General features: G+C 71.2%; 12 protein-coding genes and 1 riboswitch. Of the genes, 6 read left to right on the top strand and 6 right to left on the bottom strand.

The genetic code is table 11. The annotated features are described in order from the left end of the window. Nucleotides 1-357 precede the first annotated feature (357 nt). The 3 genes from OG285_RS01680 to OG285_RS01670 all read left to right on the top strand — a co-directional run bounded on the left by OG285_RS01680 (nt 358) and on the right by OG285_RS01670 (nt 4388). Nucleotides 358-798 (top strand): hypothetical protein, encoded by a 441-nt coding sequence (locus OG285_RS01680; RefSeq protein WP_371789924.1) that lies wholly within the window; start codon nt 358-360, stop codon nt 796-798. Between the two features lie 105 nt (nt 799-903). Further along, nucleotides 904-1587 carry a class F sortase gene (locus OG285_RS01675; protein WP_371789923.1) on the top strand — a complete coding sequence of 228 codons (684 nt, stop codon included), beginning with the start codon at nt 904-906 and terminating at the stop codon, nt 1585-1587. A gap of 116 nt (nt 1588-1703) precedes the next feature. Next, the gene (locus tag OG285_RS01670) at nt 1704-4388 is read left to right on the top strand and encodes a discoidin domain-containing protein (RefSeq protein WP_371789922.1); all 2685 of its coding nucleotides are present in this window, start codon (nt 1704-1706) and stop codon (nt 4386-4388) included. Nucleotides 4389-4414: 26 nt separating this feature from the next. Here the strand turns inward: OG285_RS01670 and OG285_RS01665 are convergent, their stop codons facing one another. The 3 genes from OG285_RS01665 to OG285_RS01655 all read right to left on the bottom strand — a co-directional run bounded on the left by OG285_RS01665 (nt 4415) and on the right by OG285_RS01655 (nt 8494). Next, nucleotides 4415-5809 (bottom strand): 8-oxoguanine deaminase, encoded by a 1395-nt coding sequence (locus OG285_RS01665; RefSeq protein ID WP_371789921.1) that lies wholly within the window; start codon nt 5807-5809, stop codon nt 4415-4417. 44 nt (nt 5810-5853) lie between these two features. Next, entirely contained in the window at nt 5854-7179 is a 1326-nt protein-coding gene (locus OG285_RS01660) for a nucleobase:cation symporter-2 family protein (RefSeq protein ID WP_371789920.1), read from the bottom strand. Nucleotides 7180-7348: 169 nt separating this feature from the next. After that, nucleotides 7349-8494, bottom strand: coding sequence for an isopenicillin N synthase family dioxygenase (locus tag OG285_RS01655; RefSeq protein WP_371789919.1), 1146 nt, complete (start codon nt 8492-8494; stop codon nt 7349-7351). A gap of 176 nt (nt 8495-8670) precedes the next feature. Between OG285_RS01655 and OG285_RS01650 the strand changes: the two genes are divergently transcribed. After that, entirely contained in the window at nt 8671-9078 is a 408-nt protein-coding gene (locus OG285_RS01650) for a cytochrome c biogenesis protein CcdA (protein ID WP_371789918.1), read from the top strand. 14 nt (nt 9079-9092) lie between these two features. On the opposite strand, the gene OG285_RS01645 is transcribed toward OG285_RS01650, so the two are convergent. Then, complete coding sequence (locus OG285_RS01645) at nt 9093-9704, bottom strand: TetR/AcrR family transcriptional regulator (protein ID WP_371789917.1); 612 nt, start codon at nt 9702-9704, stop codon at nt 9093-9095. Between the two features lie 113 nt (nt 9705-9817). On the opposite strand from OG285_RS01645, the gene OG285_RS01640 reads away from it, so the two are divergent. Then, nucleotides 9818-10846, top strand: a complete 1029-nt coding sequence (locus OG285_RS01640) for an aldo/keto reductase (protein WP_356835364.1) — start codon at nt 9818-9820, stop codon at nt 10844-10846. A gap of 88 nt (nt 10847-10934) precedes the next feature. On the opposite strand, the gene metE is transcribed toward OG285_RS01640, so the two are convergent. After that, nucleotides 10935-13259, bottom strand: a complete 2325-nt coding sequence (gene metE, locus OG285_RS01635; protein WP_371789916.1) for a 5-methyltetrahydropteroyltriglutamate--homocysteine S-methyltransferase — start codon at nt 13257-13259, stop codon at nt 10935-10937. Nucleotides 13260-13419: 160 nt separating this feature from the next. Beyond that, nucleotides 13420-13644: riboswitch (cobalamin riboswitch) on the bottom strand. A 344-nt stretch (nt 13645-13988) separates the two neighbouring features. On the opposite strand from metE, the gene OG285_RS01630 reads away from it, so the two are divergent. After that, nucleotides 13989-14516: a hypothetical protein gene (locus OG285_RS01630; protein ID WP_356835368.1), complete on the top strand. Its 528-nt coding sequence runs from the start codon at nt 13989-13991 to the stop codon at nt 14514-14516. 52 nt (nt 14517-14568) lie between these two features. Here OG285_RS01630 and OG285_RS01625 read toward each other — a convergent pair whose 3' ends face one another. Further along, on the bottom strand, nt 14569-15402 hold the full coding sequence (locus tag OG285_RS01625; protein WP_356835370.1) for an SAM-dependent methyltransferase: 834 nt from the start codon (nt 15400-15402) through the stop codon (nt 14569-14571). Nucleotides 15403-15433: the final 31 nt, after the last annotated feature.

The raw sequence follows: 15433 nt of genomic DNA, 5'->3' as shown, positions 1-15433 counted from the left end.
CCGGGCGGCGTGGTACCGCAGCCCGCTCTCGTAGCCCGTACGGCGCGGTACCGTCGGCCCGCCCTCGTACCGGCGGAGCGATCACGTGCCCGTCACCCCCTCGTCGTCTCTGCGCCGCCGACTCCGCGGTCACCCGTTCGGCCGGGCTGTCGCCGGTGCCCTCGATGGGCCTCCGCGTACCCCTCTGAACTGCGGCGATCGATCTGACTGTGCATGAGCCGGACCAGCAGAGCCTTGCGCCTGAGGGATGGTCAGGGGGCTACGGGGGAGTGGCTGCGCTGTGATCGGTTCTGTGGGTACGGACCCGATCGTCTGCGGCGCACAGGTGCTGCATCCGTACGCGCGGAAGGTTGGATCATGCGTTCTATACACGCGCTTCTGGGTACGGCCGCTCTCGGTGCGGCCGTCGTCCTGACCGCCCCGGCGGCCCAGGCCGCGGTGGTGCGGGCTCCGCAGACCAGCGCGGCCTGTTCGAAGGCCACCTCGGACGCCCAGAAGGCCGAGGCGGACTACCGGGCCGCGCTCAAGGACTACAAGGACCAGGTCGCCCAGGGCGGCCACCCGGGCAAGGCCGAGCAGGACAACCTCGACAAGCTCCAGTCCAACGCCAACGCGCTGGCCTCGGACGCCGCCCGCATCTGCCCCGACGCCAAGATGCCGTCGGGCACCATGCGCACCGGAAGCGGCAGCACCAGCCAGGGGGTCAACAGCACGGACATCGCGCTGGGCGCCGGCCTGCTCGCCGCCGTCGCGGCCGGGTCACTGCTCCTGCGCCGCCGCGGTGACAGCCAGGCCTGACCGGGGTCCGTCCGCGGACACCGCCGCGCCTCGTGTGCCCCGGGCGCTGTCCTGGGGCACACGAGGCTCCGGCCCGCCCCGGCCCGTATGTCAGGCAGGCACACCGTGGACCGAAACGTTCCCGCCGGCGTCCGTCCCCCACCTGCGGAGACCACCGGCACTGTGCGCCGCGGCGCCGTCGCGATGGTGGTCACCATGGTGGTCTGTCTGGCGGTCGCGCTCATCAGCAACGGCCTGACGGTACAGAAACCGCCGCCCCAGCCCGGAGCCGCCCAGGGATTCGCCGCCCCCGGCCGCTCGCCCGGCCCGGACGGGTCGGCCGCGCCGCTGCCGTCCTCGGTGCCCGAGCGGGTGCGCATCCCCGCGCTGCGGGTCGACGCGCCGCTGATGCCACTGGGCCTGGAGAAGAACGGCAGCCTCGCGGCCCCACCGGACGACGCCCGCAATCTCGCCGGCTGGTACAAGGACGGCACCCGCCCCGGCTCCACCGGCACCGCCGTCATCGCCGGTCACGTGGACAACCAGCACGGTCCGGCCGTCTTCTACGGTCTCGGGTCGCTGAATAAGGGCAACACCGTTCAGGTCGTACGGACCGACGGCGCGACCGCCGTCTTCACCATCGACGCCGTCGAGGTCTACACGGCAGAGGCATTCCCCGACAAGAAGGTCTACGGCGCGGCTTCGCGGCCGGAGCTGCGTCTCATCACGTGCGGCGGCGGATTCGACACGAAACACCAGCACTACCTCGGCAACGTCGTCGTCTACGCCCACCTCACCGGCACCGGCTGACGGAGGCGGCCACCGGGGACGGCTGCCGGGCCCGGTGACGGCGGCATGCGGGAGTCCAAGTCGCCCGACGTATCGTCCATGGACTCGTGGGATCCACGGCCGGGAGAGTGGCCCCCATGACTGGATTCCGTAGCCTTCGGCGGGTTCGTGTCCTCAGCACAGTGGTGGGAACGGCCCTCGCCCTGGGTCTGCTGTCCCACCCCAGCCTGGCCACGGAGCCAACCAGGCCAACCAGGCCCACCGGGACCCCCGGGTCCTCCGCGGACAGCGCCTGGCGCCTTTCCACCAGCACGTACCGGGCCGCCGACTATCAGAGCCAGCCGTACGTGGGGAACGGGTATCTGGGTCAGCGGCTGCCTGCCACCGGTACCGGATATCAGGGAGATCTGGGCGGCACGGGATGGCCGATCTACGGTGAGCGCTATGCCGGGGCCTTCGTCGCCGGCCTCTACCACCGCGCCGACAACCTCGAATACATCGCCGCGATCCCGACCTGGTCCACGCTCACGCTCGGCACCGGCCGGGCGTCGCTCGACCCCGGCACCCCGGCCGCGCAGATCTCCGACTACCACCAGGTCGTGGACCTGCACCGGGCTGTTGTCACCACATCCATGACCTGGACGCCGTCCGCGGGCCGGGCCACACAGGTCGCGTTCGACGTCCTCAGCCACCGCTCCCGGGAACATCTCGCGCTCGTACGGGCGAAGATCACCCCGTCCTGGTCGGGGACGCTCGACCTCACCGGGCTCCTCGACGGTGCCGGCGCCCGGCGGACCAAGGCCGTCTCGCGGGGAGTCGATGTCTCCGCGGACACGAGCCGGGTGACCGTCGCAGCTCAGGGTTCGGGCACCGCACTCACGGAGTCGGCCACCCTCGTGGCCGGCCGGGGGACCCGTTTCACCGGCCGGAAGGCGCTGGTTCCGAAGGGCGACGCGCAGACCGCGGGTGAGCGCGTCACGGTGCCGGTCAGGGCAGGGCACACATACGAGGTCGTGAAGTACGTCGGCGTATCGGGGGACGCCGACGAGGCCGCCGCGACCGCTGCCGGTGCCCAGCACACCGGCTGGCAGCGGCTGATGAGCGAACACGAGAAGGCCTGGAACGCACTGTGGCTGCCGTCCATCACGACGCCGGGCAGGACCGCGCTCCAGTCGACGGTCAACTCCTCGCTCTATGCGCTGTATTCGAGTGTCCGCGCCGGTCAGGCCTGGAGCCTGGGACCGTCGGGGCTGAGCAGTGAGACGTACGCGGGTCAGGTCTACTGGGACGCCGACACCTGGATGTACCCCACACTGCTCGCACTCCACCCCGAACTCGCGCGCACCGTGGTCGACTACCGCTACCGCACCCTGGACCAGGCCCGGCGCAATGCCGCCGGCAACGGCCGCAAGGGCGCCGTCTGGCCCTGGACCGCGGGCCCCAGCGGTCTCTGCAGCGACGTCGGCCCCTGCAAGGGCTACCAGGACCACCTGCAGAACGAAATCGCGCTCGCCCAGTGGCAGTACTACGCGGCCACCGGGGACAAGCAGTGGCTCTCCACCCGGGGCTACCCGGTCCTGTCGGCCGTCGCGGACTTCTGGGCGGACCGCGCCACGAAGGGCGCGGACGGCAAGTACCACGTGAACGGCGTCTCCGGCGCGGACGAGTACGCGAGCGGTGTCGACGATCACGCCCTCACCAACGGCGGGGCCGTCGTCTCCCTGCGACACGCGATCCAAGCGGCGAAGCTCCTCGGCAGGAAGGCCCCCGCCGGCTGGCAGGACGTGGCGGACCACCTGGACCTGCCGACGGACGCGGACGGCTCGCATCCCGAATACCGGGGCTACGCCGGGCAGAAGATCAAACAGGCGGACACCGTGCTGCTCACCTACCCGTACGGTCTGGTCACCGACCGCGCCGGCGCGCAGGCGGACCTGGACCGGTACGCACCGGTCACCGACCCTGACGGTCCCGCGATGACCGATTCCGTGCACGCCGTCATCGCGGCGCAAGTGGGAGCCCCCGGCTGCCAGACGGACACCTATCTCGACCGGGCCTGGCGGCCCTTCGCCAAAGCGCCCTTCCAGCAGTTCTCCGAGGCCCGCGGCGACAAGGCAGGGGACAACGCGGGAGAGCCCGCCTTCAGCTTCCTCACCGGGGCCGGCGGATTCCTCCAGACCTTCGCCTACGGACTGGCCGGGCTGCGCTGGGACCCCGGCACGCTCCGGCTCGACCCCATGCTCACGCCTCAACTGCACCTCGGCGTCCAGCTGACCGGCCTGGCCTGGCACGGCAGGACCGTGTCGGTCGGCATCGAACCCGCCCGGACGAAGATCAGTCTGCACACGGGCAAGGCGCTGACGGTCCACCTGCCCGACGGCGACCACCGGCTGCGTCCGGGGACGACGCTGACCACCGCGACGCGACAGCCCCACCTGGACCCGACGGACGACCTCGTCCGCTGCCGTCCGGCCACCGCGGACTCCGAGACGGCCGGCGGTTACGCCGAGGCCGCTGTCGACGGGAGCACCGCCACCGCCTGGACGGCAACGGTCGCGGACCCCGCACTCACCGTCGCTCTGCGGCACCCGGCCGAGGTCGGCACGGCGCACATCGCCTTCGGCGCGGGGCGTCCCGGCACCGTGCGGCTGGAGGGCCGGGTACGCGGACGGGGCTGGACCACGCTCACCACGGCCACTGTCCCGAAGACGGGTGACCTGGCTCTTCACCTGCGTCCCTCCGGTCAGGTGTCGGGCGTCCGCCTGCGTCTCACCGGTCCCACGGGGAAGCCGACGGACATCACCGAACTGGAGGTGTCCTGAGCTCCTCCCGCCCCTGTGGGCCACACCTAGGTGTTCTGTGCCGGCGTGCCGAGTCCGGCGAGCGCGGCCAGACGCCGTGCCTGCGTGCGGGTGTCGCGGGCGATGGCGTCCTCGTCGGCGGTGACGAGATGGCCGTCCTCCACGACCGGTTCACCGTTGACCAGGAGCAGCGTCAGCGGGGCGGGAGCACCGAGTACGAGGGCCGCGACCGGGTCGGCGATGGAGGAGTGGAGCAGGCCGTCCAGCTTCCACAGCGCGAGGTCCGCCAGCTTGCCGGGTTCGAGCGAGCCGATCTCGTCCTCCCGGCCCAGCACGCGCGCACCGCCCATGGTGCCCATCCGGAGCGCCTGGCGGGCCGTGAGAGCCTTCTCCCGGTGGGCGCCGAGTCGGTTGATCAGCAGTGCGTTGCGCAGTTCCGCGCCGAGCCGGCCGCACTCGTTGGACGCGGAGCCGTCGACACCCAGCCCGACCGGGACACCGGCGGCGAGCAGGTCGGGGACGCGGGCGAGACCGGCGGCGACACGTGCGTTGGACGACGGACAGTGCGCGACGCCCGTACCGGTGTCGGCGAATCGGGCGATGTCGGAGTCGGACATGTGGATGCAGTGGGCCATCCACACGTCCGGGCCGAGCCACCCGGTGGACTCCAGCAGCTCGGTCGGCGACATGCCGTACCGCAGCATGCAGTACTCCTCCTCCTCGCGGGTCTCGCTGCCATGGGTGTGCAGCCGGACTCCCTTGGCGCGGGCGAGCGTCGCGGCCGATCGCAGCAGTCCGGACGAGACCGAGAAGGGCGAGCAGGGTGCGACGCCGACGCGGAGCATGGAAGCGGGGGACGGGTCGTGCCAGCGGTCGATCGCCGCTTCGGTGGCGAGCAGCGCCTCTTCGGTGCTCTCCACCGCGAAGTCCGGCGGCAGGCCTCCGTCCGACGCACCCCGGTCCATGGAGCCGCGGGTGGGCGAGAACCGTACGCCCATGTCCGCGGCGGCCCGGATCTCGGCACCGAGCAGGTCACCGGCGCCGCGGGGGAAGACGTAGTGGTGGTCCGCGGCAGTGGTGACCCCGGACAGCGCCAGGGCGGCCAACGAGCCCTGCGCCGCGGCGTGCACCATCGGTTCGTCGATCCTGGCCCAGACGGGATAGAGGCTGACCAGCCAGTCGAAGAGGTTGCAGTCCTGGGCGAGACCGCGGGTGAGCCACTGGTAGAAGTGATGGTGCGTGTTGACCAGCCCCGGGGTCACCAGATGACCGTCGCCGTCGATCCGCCGGACGACGTCCGCCAGGTCCCCGGGCGCGGGACCGGGGCCCGCCGACTCGATACGGTGGCCCGCGACCACGACGTGGCCGGTGGCGTACTCGGTGCCGCTCGCGTCCATGGTGGCGAGAGCGCAGTTCTCGATGACAAGTCGGCTGTCCGGCACGGTCGTTCCCCTCTTCGGTGCTTCGGTGTGTTCGGCCTGGGGCGTCAGGGCGTGGTGCGGCGCCGGGGGGCGTGGTTGAACAGCAGATTGAGTGCGAAGGCACAGACCGCCGTACAGGTGATGGCGCTGCCGAAGATGATGCGCGCCCCGGCGGGCAGCCGGTCGTAGATGTGCGGGGCGGTCACCGGAACCATCCCGGCGACCAGGGAGACGGCGACGATGAGCAGGTTCGACGTGCCGTCGAAGTCGACGTGGCGCAGGATGCGGATCCCGACCCCGGCCACCATGGCGAACATGACCAGCGCCGCCGCGCCCACCACCGGATCGGGCAGCGAGGCCACGAGGGAGCCCAGCCGCGGGACGCAGCCGAGCACGACCAGCAGGGCTCCGGCGGCGGCGGTGACCCAGCGGCTGCGGACCCGGGTCATCTCGACCAGCCCGAGGTTCTCCGCGAAGACGGTGTCAGGAAAGGAGTTCATCACCCCGCCGAGCACCCCGGAGAGCCCGTCGGCGGCCAGCCCGCGGGCGAGGTCACCGGTGCTCAGGGGCCGTTCGGTCATCTCCGCCACCGCGAGCATGCTCGCGGTCGACTCCGTGAAGATCACCAGCATGACCACGCACATCGAGACCACCGCGGCCACCGGGAAGTGCGGCGCGCCGAAGTGGAAGGGCTCCGGCAGCCCGACCCAGGAGGCCCCGGGAGCCTCCGAGAAGTCGGTCTGCCCGAGCAGGACGGCGGCGAGGGTTCCGGCCACCATGCCGACCAGGACGGCGACTTGGCCGACAAAGCCGCGCGAGAGCCGCATTACGACGACGATCAGGACGAGAACCCCGCCGGCCAGCAGCAGCCGTACGGGAGCCGCGTAGCCGGGGGCCGACGGGTTGTCGCCGGCCACCATCTGCGTGCCCACGCCGAGCAGGGAAAGCCCGATGACAGTGATCACGGTGCCGCCGACCAACGGCGGGAAGTAGCGTACGAGTCGGGCGAACGGTGCCGCGACGAGCAGGCCGAACACTCCGCCGGCCAGCATCGCCCCGTAGACCGCTGCCATGCCGTACTGCTGCGCGATGAGGATCATCGGTGAGACGGCGCTGAAGCCCGCCCCGGCCACGATCGGCAGCCGCACGCCGAGGACCCGGCCCACCCCCACGCTCTGCAGCAGTGTCGCCACCCCGGCTACCAGCAGATCGGCGTCGATGAGGAGGGTCACCGTGGCGTGCGACAGATGGGTCGCGGCGCCGAACAGCAGCGGCACCGCGATGGATCCCGTGTACATGACCAGCACGTGCTGGGCACCCAGCAGCAGGAGCGCACCCCACGCGGGACGTTCGTCGACGGGATGGCGCGGGGGTGGACCGGAGTCTTCCACGGGACGGGACCTCTCCTTGGGCAGCCCGGCGGGCGCCCTTCGCCGGGCCGCTCCGGGCGGGCGAAGGGGCACGCGGTGCCGGTGGCAGACCGGGGGCCGGACCTCTGGCCGGATGACAGCCCGGATCTGTGGGGCGCGGGCGGCCGGGGGAGCTCCGACCACGGGTGGGTCAGCGATCGCCGGAGTGGGGCCGGGATCCGGAGGTGGATTCGGTGGCGGATTCGTTGCCGGGGTCGGGGGTGGTCGCGGTGGCCGGTTCGGTGGCGGCGAGCAGCCGTGCGCTCTCCCGCGCGGCGTCGTCGTGCGGTCGCAGTGCGCGCGAGCCCGCCAGCTTGGCCGTGATGTGGTCGCCGATGGTGACCGGAGGGTAGAGGGGGTCGGCGCCCGTGGGAACGCAGCCGGGCAGCGGGCTGATCACGGCGTCGTGGTTGCCGTCGTGGAAGTAGGCGGCGGACCTGCGGCGCACCAGCCGCCCGTCGGCGTCCGTCGGCGGCAGCACACGGTGCAGCGTGGAGCGCCACTGGTCGTTGGTCCAACGGGCCAGTGCGTCACCGAGGTTGACCAGCAGAGCGCCCTCGGCAGGCCGTACGTCGTGCCACTGCCCGGCGTCGCCGAGGATCTGCAGCCCGGGTACCTGGTCGGCCCAGAGCACGGTGACGATTCCGTAGTCGGTGTGCGCGCCCATGCCCATCCGGCCCCGGTCGACCCGCGTCTCCCCGGCGGGCAGCGCGTAGTTGTTCATGCGCAGGACGTCGACGGAGTGGTCGGTGTACGGGCGGAAGAAGCTCTCGTCGAGCCCCAGGGCGTGGGCGAACACTCCGGTCAGCGTCCGTGCCAGGGCTCCGGCGTGCCGGAACCAGGTGTCGACGGCCTCCCGGAAACCGGGGACGCGTCGCGGGTCGGGCCAGCGGTTCGCGGGGAAGTGCGTCGCCGGCAGAGCCACGCCGGTGTGCCCGGTGCCGTCCACGCCGACGTTGAACGCCTCGAACAGGTCCTCCGGCGAGGTGACGCCCAGGCTGAGGCTGAGCTTCTCCGCTCTGGGCGGGGTGTAGCCCCGGTTGATCTCGGGCGGTGCCACCAGTGTCCGCTTCTCCTCCTGGGGGAGGGCGAAGAAGGCGTCCATGGCGTCGGCCAGATCCCGCCCGGCAGCGGCGGGGATGCCGTGACCGGTGATCTGCATGAAGCCGACGGTGCGGGCCGCCGCGTCCACGGCTGCGGCGAGTGCGGCGCGTTCCGCCGCGCCGCCCCCGGCCCAGCGCGAGACATCGATGGCGGGAACTTCGAAGTCGCCGTGGGGTGCAGGTCCTTCGGCCATCGCGGCACTTCCATCCGTGCGGGTGGGGGACAGCGAATCTCTTCACTGACGGTGTGTCACACGGTGGCGGAAGCGCTGCGAGCATGTAAATGCCCGGTTCCGGATTCTGGCCGACCGCCCAAAGCGGCCCTGCCTCATTTCCGCAGACCTTGGTTGAACCTCCAAGACGCCGGCCGTTGTTCGTCCCGTGTGCGGGGCCGGTGCTCGCGGCGATCACCGTGGCCGGTGCACGCGGGGAGATCAATGCCGACATCGTCGCGCTGACGGTGTCCCTCGCCGTCGGGACCGCGGTTCCGCTGCTGATCTTCGCACTGGCCGGCCGGAGGGTCGCCGAGCGGGTGAGCGCGTTCCGTACCCGGGCCCGCAGACTGCGTATCGCAGCCGGAGCGCCGATGATCGTCCTGGCGCTCGCTCTTGCCTTCAACGTCACCGACGCCATCCAGCGTGCCCTGCCGGACTACACATCCGCCGCCCGGAAGAAGGTCGAGGACAGCGACGCCGCGCGCCACAAGACGGCCCGCCGGGCGACGGTGGAGGTCCGGCCGGCTGCCGGCATCCAGGACTGCTCGTTCACGTTCGGGTAGAGGCTCCGAAGCCGTCAGCTCTTCGGGGTGCCGTAGCGGAGTCCGTCGACCAGCAGGGCGATCATGCGCTGCGTGTGGCCTTCGTTGTCCTCACCGGCGGGCAGCGTGAGGTTGCCGACGGCGCGCAGCAGGTCCCAGGGCTCGGCGTCGGAGCGGATTTCGCCGGCCTGCGCCGCGCCGTTCAGGAGTGCTCCGAGGGCAGGCTCGAAGCGTCGCCGGAAGTAGGACGGCAGGCTGTCGTAGGCCGCGTCGCCCGAGTGCAGGGCGGCGCTCAGCCCGCGCTTCGTGGCGATGAAGCCCGCGAAGCGCTGCAGCCACCGGGCCAGCGCCTCGGCCGGTTCGTGCTCGACGGCGAGGGCGGGGGCGGCGGCCGCGCAGGCGTCGACCTCGTTGCGGAAGACGGCGGCGATGAGGTCCGAGCGCTGTGGGAAGTGCCGGTAGAGAGTGCCTGCGCCGACTCCCGCCCTGGCGGTGATCTGCCGGACGGGGGCGTCCACGCCGGAGGTGGAGAACACCTCCGCTGCGGCGGTGAGCAGGGCGTCGATGCTGCGCTGTGCATCGGCGCGCACCGGCTGGCGCGACTGCTGTCCGGCCGTCGGTGCTCCAGTCGTCGTGCCGTCGTTCATGGGTGCCCCTCTTTGCCAACCGGAACAACGTTCCGTATCGTGATGATGGAACATCGTTCCGCTTATGTGAGCGTAGCGCGCTGCGGCGGAAACCACACCCAGAAGGAGTACACATGAAGTACCGCACACTGGGGCGAACCGGGATCAAGGTCAGTCCCTACTGCCTCGGCGCGATGATGTTCGGGGCCCTGGGCAACCCCGACCACGACGACTCCGTCCGCATCATCCACAAGGCGCTGGACGCGGGCATCAACTTCGTCGACACCGCCGATGCCTACGCACGCGGCGAGTCCGAGGAGATCGTCGGCAAGGCCCTCAAGGGCCGCCGTGACAACGTCGTCCTGGCCACCAAGGCCCACCTCCCCATGGGGGACGACCCCAACCAGCGGGGCAACTCGCGGCGCTGGCTGGTGCGCGCACTCGACGACTCGCTGCGCCGGCTGCGGACCGATCACGTCGACCTGTTCCAGGTCCACCGGCCCGCGCCGGACACCGACGTGGAAGAGACCCTCTCCGCCCTCACCGACCTGGTGCGCGCGGGCAAGGTCCGCACCATCGGCGCCTCCACCTTCCCCGCGTCGGACATCGTCGAGGCGCAGTGGGTCGCCGAGCGGCGCGGCCTGGAGCGGTTCCGCACCGAGCAACCGCCGTACTCGATCCTCAACCGGGGCATCGAGCGCGAGGTGCTGCCGGTCTGCGAGCGTTACGGGATGGGCGCCCTGGTATGGAGCCCTCTCGCGGGCGGCATGCTCACCGGCCGCTACCGCAAGGGGAAGCAGGCCGACACCCACCGGTCCGGCTTCGGCTTCAAGCACCTGCTCGACGAGCGGCGGCTCGACGTCGTCGAGCAGCTCATCCCGGTCGCCGAGGAGGCCGGGATGCCGCTGACGCATCTGGCGACGGCCTTCGCGATCGCCCACCCCGGCGTCACCTCCGCGATCATCGGCCCGCGCACCATGAACCACCTGGACGACCTGCTCGCGGGCGCGGAGACGATCCTGAGCGACGACGTCCTCGACCGGATCGACGCCATCGTGCCGCCGGGCACCGACGTCGGAACGCTGGACATGATCTACAACCCGCCCGCCGTCGAGCAGCCCGCCCTGCGCCGCCGCCCGGCCGTCGAGCGTTCCGCCGCCTGAGCGGGGACGGCTCCGGGGAGCAGCACACGTGTCGGTTCTGCGGGGCCGGGCCGGACCGCAAGGTGTCCGGCCCGGCCCCGTCCACCGGTCAGGCGTCCCCGGCGGCCAGTTCGGAGCGGACCTCGCGGGCGGCGGCGACGAGGTTCTCCAGGGAGGCGCGGGTCTCGGGCCAGCCGCGGGTCTTCAGGCCGCAGTCGGGGTTGACCCACAGCCGTTCGGCCGGGATGGCCTCAAGTCCCTTGCGGAGGAGTGCTGCCGCTTCCTCCGTACCCGGCACGCGCGGGGAGTGGATGTCGTACACGCCGGGTCCGGCTTCGCGCGGGTAGCCGTGCTCGGCGAGTTCGCGGGCGACCTGCATGTGGGAGCGGGCCGCTTCGAGGCTGATGACGTCGGCGTCGAGGTCGTCGATGGCCTGGACGATGTCGCCGAATTCCGCGTAGCACATGTGGGTGTGGATCTGGGTGTCGGACCGGACGCCGCTCGTGGTGAGCCGGAAGGACTCGGTGGCCCAGTCCAGGTACGCGGCGCGGTCGGCGACGCGCAGCGGCAGTGTCTCGCGCAGGGCGGGTTCGTCGACCTGGATGACCGAGGTCCCTGCCGACTCCAGGTCGTTGACCTCGTCGCGCAGGGCGAGTGCGACCTGGCGTGCGGTGTCGCCGAGCGGCTGGTCGTCACGGACGAAGGACCAGGCGAGCATGGTGACGGGCCCGGTGAGCATGCCCTTGACCGGGCGGTCGGTCAGGGAGTTGGCGTACGTGGTCCAGCGCACCGTCATCGGCTCCGGCCGGGAGATGTCGCCCGCGAGGATCGGCGGGCGGACGTAGCGGGTCCCGTACGACTGGACCCAGCCCTGCTGGGTGGCCAGATAGCCGGTGAGCTGCTCGGCGAAGTACTGCACCATGTCGTTGCGCTCGGGCTCACCGTGCACCAGGACGTCGAGCCCCGCCTTCTCCTGGAAGGCGATCACTTGCTGGATCTCGGCCCTGACGCGCTCCTCGTACCCGGCGGCATCGATACGCCGGGCCCGCAGGTCCGCGCGGGCCGTGCGCAGCTCTGTGGTCTGCGGGAACGAGCCGATGGTGGTGGTCGGCAGGAGCGGCAGCCCGAGATGGGCGCGCTGCGCCGCGGCCCGCACGGAGTAGGGCTGGGAGCGGCGCGCGTCGGCGTCCGTCACTGCGGCGGCCCTGGCCCGTACGGCGGGGTCGCGGGTGATCGCCGAGCCTGCCCGGGAGGCCAGGTCGGCGCGGTTGGCGGCCAGTTCGGCCGCGATGGCACCGGTCCCCTGGGTGAGCCCCTTGGCGAGGGTCGCGATCTCCGCGGTCTTCTGCCGGGCGAAGGCGAGCCAGCGCAGGATCTGCGGGTCGACGTCCCGTTCGGCGGATGCGTCGAGCGGCACGTGGAGGAGCGAGCAGGAGGCGGATACGTCCACCCGGTCGGCCAGCCCCAGCAGGGTTCCCAGCGTGGCGAGCGACTTCTCCAGGTCGTTGGCCCAGATATTGCGCCCGTTGACCACACCGGCGACAAGGCGCTTGCCGGGGAGTCCGCCGATCGCGGCCAGCGCGCCGAGATTGGCCGCCGCAGCTTCGGTGAAATCGAGCGCCAGGCCTTCCACCGGGGCCTTGGCCAGGACGGGAAGCGCGTCGCCGAGCCGGTCGAAGTAGGACGCGACCAGCAGCTTGGGACGGTCGGTCAGCGAGCCCAGTTCACGGTAGGCGCGTGCGGCGGCGTTCAGATCGGCGGGGGTGCGGTCCTGGACGAGAGCCGGCTCGTCCAGCTGGACCCACTCCGCGCCTGCCGCACGCAGATCGGCGAGGACCTCGGCGTAGACGGGCAGCAGCCGGTCCAGCAGGGTCAGCGGTTCGAAGTCCGCCGCGACGCCCGGCGCCGGCTTGGCCAGCAGCAGATAGGTGACCGGGCCTACGAGTACGGGACGGGCGGTGAGGCCGAGTGCGGTCGCCTCCCTGAGCTCCCCGGTCTGCTTGGTGGAGTCGGTGGTGAACACCGTGTCCGGGCCCAGTTCGGGCACCAGGTAGTGATAGTTGGTGTCGAACCACTTGGTCATTTCGAGGGGCGCCACGTCCTGGGTGCCGCGTGCCATCGCGAAGTAACCGTCGAGCGCGTCGGTTTCGACGGCCCCGCGGTGCCGCTCCGGGACCGCGCCGACCATGACACTGGTGTCCAGCACGTGGTCGTAGTACGAGAAGTCACCGGTGGGCACCTCGTGGATGCCGGACTCCGCCAGGCGCTGCCAGTTCGACCGGCGCAGACCTGCGGCGGTCTCGCGCAGTTCGTCGGCGCTGGTGCGGCCCTTCCAGTAGCCCTCGATGGCTTTCTTCAGTTCCCGGTTCGGGCCCTGGCGGGGGTAGCCGTACACGGTGGCCCGTGCTGCCGCGGCTGCGGACTTCGCTGTCACGGAAATCTCCTTCGCGAGATGACTCCTTGAGATCCCGGTGACGGGACGCGAACGCGAAGGGGTGACGAACCGGACGGTCCACGCGTGCCACGAGGCACGGTCGTCCGCCGGTATACGCGCCGACCCGCCCACGAGGTCACCGGGATGTCCGTACGCGATCGGTCGCGCACGGGCAACGGGCAGGTCTTCGGACTTGCGGGCGCGGTCACCCTCGGAAAGGGTTTCCCTCTACTGGCCGTCGCTTCCCAGGCCCGGCCGGGCCCAGTGCGTATGACGGCGGTCGTTCCCACTTACCGCTGCGGGGCAGTCCCGGATTTCCACCGGGTTCCCTCTTACGACGCATCCCGTCTGGCGGACGGGGCGAACCAGTTGCACCAGCCAGCCTAGAGGGAGACGTCCTTCCGCGGAGGCGTCCGCCCACATTGCGGACGGTGACGTGAGACACGGAGGACGACCGCGTACATCCTGGTCCGCCGCAGCGGAGCGGGGCTCGTGCCGGGCCGGATCGCCGGCTTCCGTCAACCGTTCGGTCCACGCCATCGGCCGTGCCATGGCGGCTGGATGGCTCACATGCGCCTATCCCGTGATCATTCGGGATGATACTGGGCAGGTGCTATCCGCCGTGCGCCCTGCCCCGGACTGCCTTCCGGCCCGGGCCGCCGGCGACCCAGGGCGACCCGGCCGTGCAGACAGTACGGTCCACGCCCCGAGACGGACGGAGCTCTCACGATGAAACGCCTCACCAGGACCGCGACCGCGGTGTCAGCCGGACTGCTGCTGCTCGGAACGCTCGGCACCGCCACGGCCACGGCCGCGACGGGCGTTCCCAGGGATCCCGGTGGTGTCCTCGGTCCGAACGGTTACAAGGGCATTCAGCTCGGACAGTCCGAACGCGATGCGGAGAAGACCGGTCTGCTGGTGAACAAGCAGACATCCCCCGGGTGCGACTTCTACCGCCTCGCTCCCAGCGAGGGCAAGCCGAACCTCGGCGGCGGCGTCTTCGTCGAGCCCCGCAAGGGCGTGGTGGTGATCACCGGGACGAACCTGATCCGCACACCCGAGGGAATCACCATGGGCACCGGCCTGGCCAGGGTCAAGGCCGCCTACCCCCGGCTGACGAAGGTCGGCGACTACATCTTCGAGACGCCCGTCCCCGGCGGTACCCCGGCCGAGCGCTACCGCTTCGCCGTGGACGAGCAGAACCTCGTGTCCGACTTCGCCCTTGAGGCCGCGGACCGGGGGACCTGCGACAGCTGAGGCCGCCCCGCCCGCGGGCGAGCGGGTCACCCGTCCGACGGGGCGACCGGCACTACCTCTTCACTCCGACGCCTGCCCAGATCGGGGTTGAGGCGGCGCCGGGCCCGGCGTCCGGGCTGCCGATGTCCGGCGTGTCCGTCCTGGGCCGCCACTGATGGGGCGCGACCAGCCCTGGATCGATCAGGTCGGTGCCGTCGAAGAACCGGAGCGTCTCGTCCCTGGTGAGGGGCCGCAGGGCCGTGCCCTCGGCTGCGAAATCGTCCTGCAGAGTGGCGGAACCTCCTGCGAGTTCCCTCGCGAACACGGATATCACCAGACAGCTGCCTGCGGGCAGCACGTCCATCAGACGCCGGACGACGGCATGCGGCTCGTCCTTCGGGTCGATCCAGTGCAGCAGCAGACCCATCGTCAGGGCGACCGGCTGCCCGAGGTCGAGAGTGTCGCGCAGTTCCGCTGACCCGAGAATGGTGTCCGGATCGGTGAAGTCGGCCTGGATGTAAGCGGTGCGGCCGGCGGGACTGCTCACGTGCAAGGCACGTGAGTGCGCGAGGACGATCGGATCGTTGTCCGCGTACACGACGCGGGATTCCGGTGCTGCCTCCTGCGCGACCTCGTGCAGGTTGGGCGAGGTCGGTATACCGGTGCCTATGTCGAGAAACTGCCGGATCCCCGCCTCGCCGACGAGGTATCGCACGGCACGCAGGACGAACTCCCGGTTGGTCCGCGCGGCCAGCTGCACGGACGGCATCTTCTCCGCCACCGTCGCGGCCATGGCCCGGTCGGCGGGATAGTTCGTCTTGCCGCCCAGAAATACATCGTAGATACGTGCTGGATGCGCCCTGTCGGTACGCAAGTCGATCGGCGCACGTGCGTCCGCACGGTTCATCCACTCGTCCGGTGACGACAACGAAATCTCT

The organism is Streptomyces sp. NBC_01471 (assembly GCF_041438865.1).
Classification (GTDB): Bacteria; Actinomycetota; Actinomycetes; order Streptomycetales; family Streptomycetaceae; genus Streptomyces.
Note: the sequence above shows the minus strand (reverse complement) of the source record. Positions and strands in the feature narration are given on the sequence as shown.

Excerpts from the sequence above, each read along its gene's own strand:
- OG285_RS01680 (WP_371789924.1), top strand. The coding sequence starts at position 358 with ATGCGTTCTATACACGCGCTTCTGGGTACGGCCGCTCTCGGTGCGGCC.
- OG285_RS01670 (WP_371789922.1), top strand. The coding sequence starts at position 1,704 with ATGACTGGATTCCGTAGCCTTCGGCGGGTTCGTGTCCTCAGCACAGTG.
- OG285_RS01655 (WP_371789919.1), bottom strand. The coding sequence starts at position 8,494 with ATGGCCGAAGGACCTGCACCCCACGGCGACTTCGAAGTTCCCGCCATC.
- OG285_RS01645 (WP_371789917.1), bottom strand. The coding sequence starts at position 9,704 with ATGAACGACGGCACGACGACTGGAGCACCGACGGCCGGACAGCAGTCG.
- OG285_RS01640 (WP_356835364.1), top strand. The coding sequence starts at position 9,818 with ATGAAGTACCGCACACTGGGGCGAACCGGGATCAAGGTCAGTCCCTAC.
- OG285_RS01630 (WP_356835368.1), top strand. The coding sequence starts at position 13,989 with ATGAAACGCCTCACCAGGACCGCGACCGCGGTGTCAGCCGGACTGCTG.
- OG285_RS01625 (WP_356835370.1), bottom strand. The coding sequence starts at position 15,402 with ATGAACCGTGCGGACGCACGTGCGCCGATCGACTTGCGTACCGACAGG.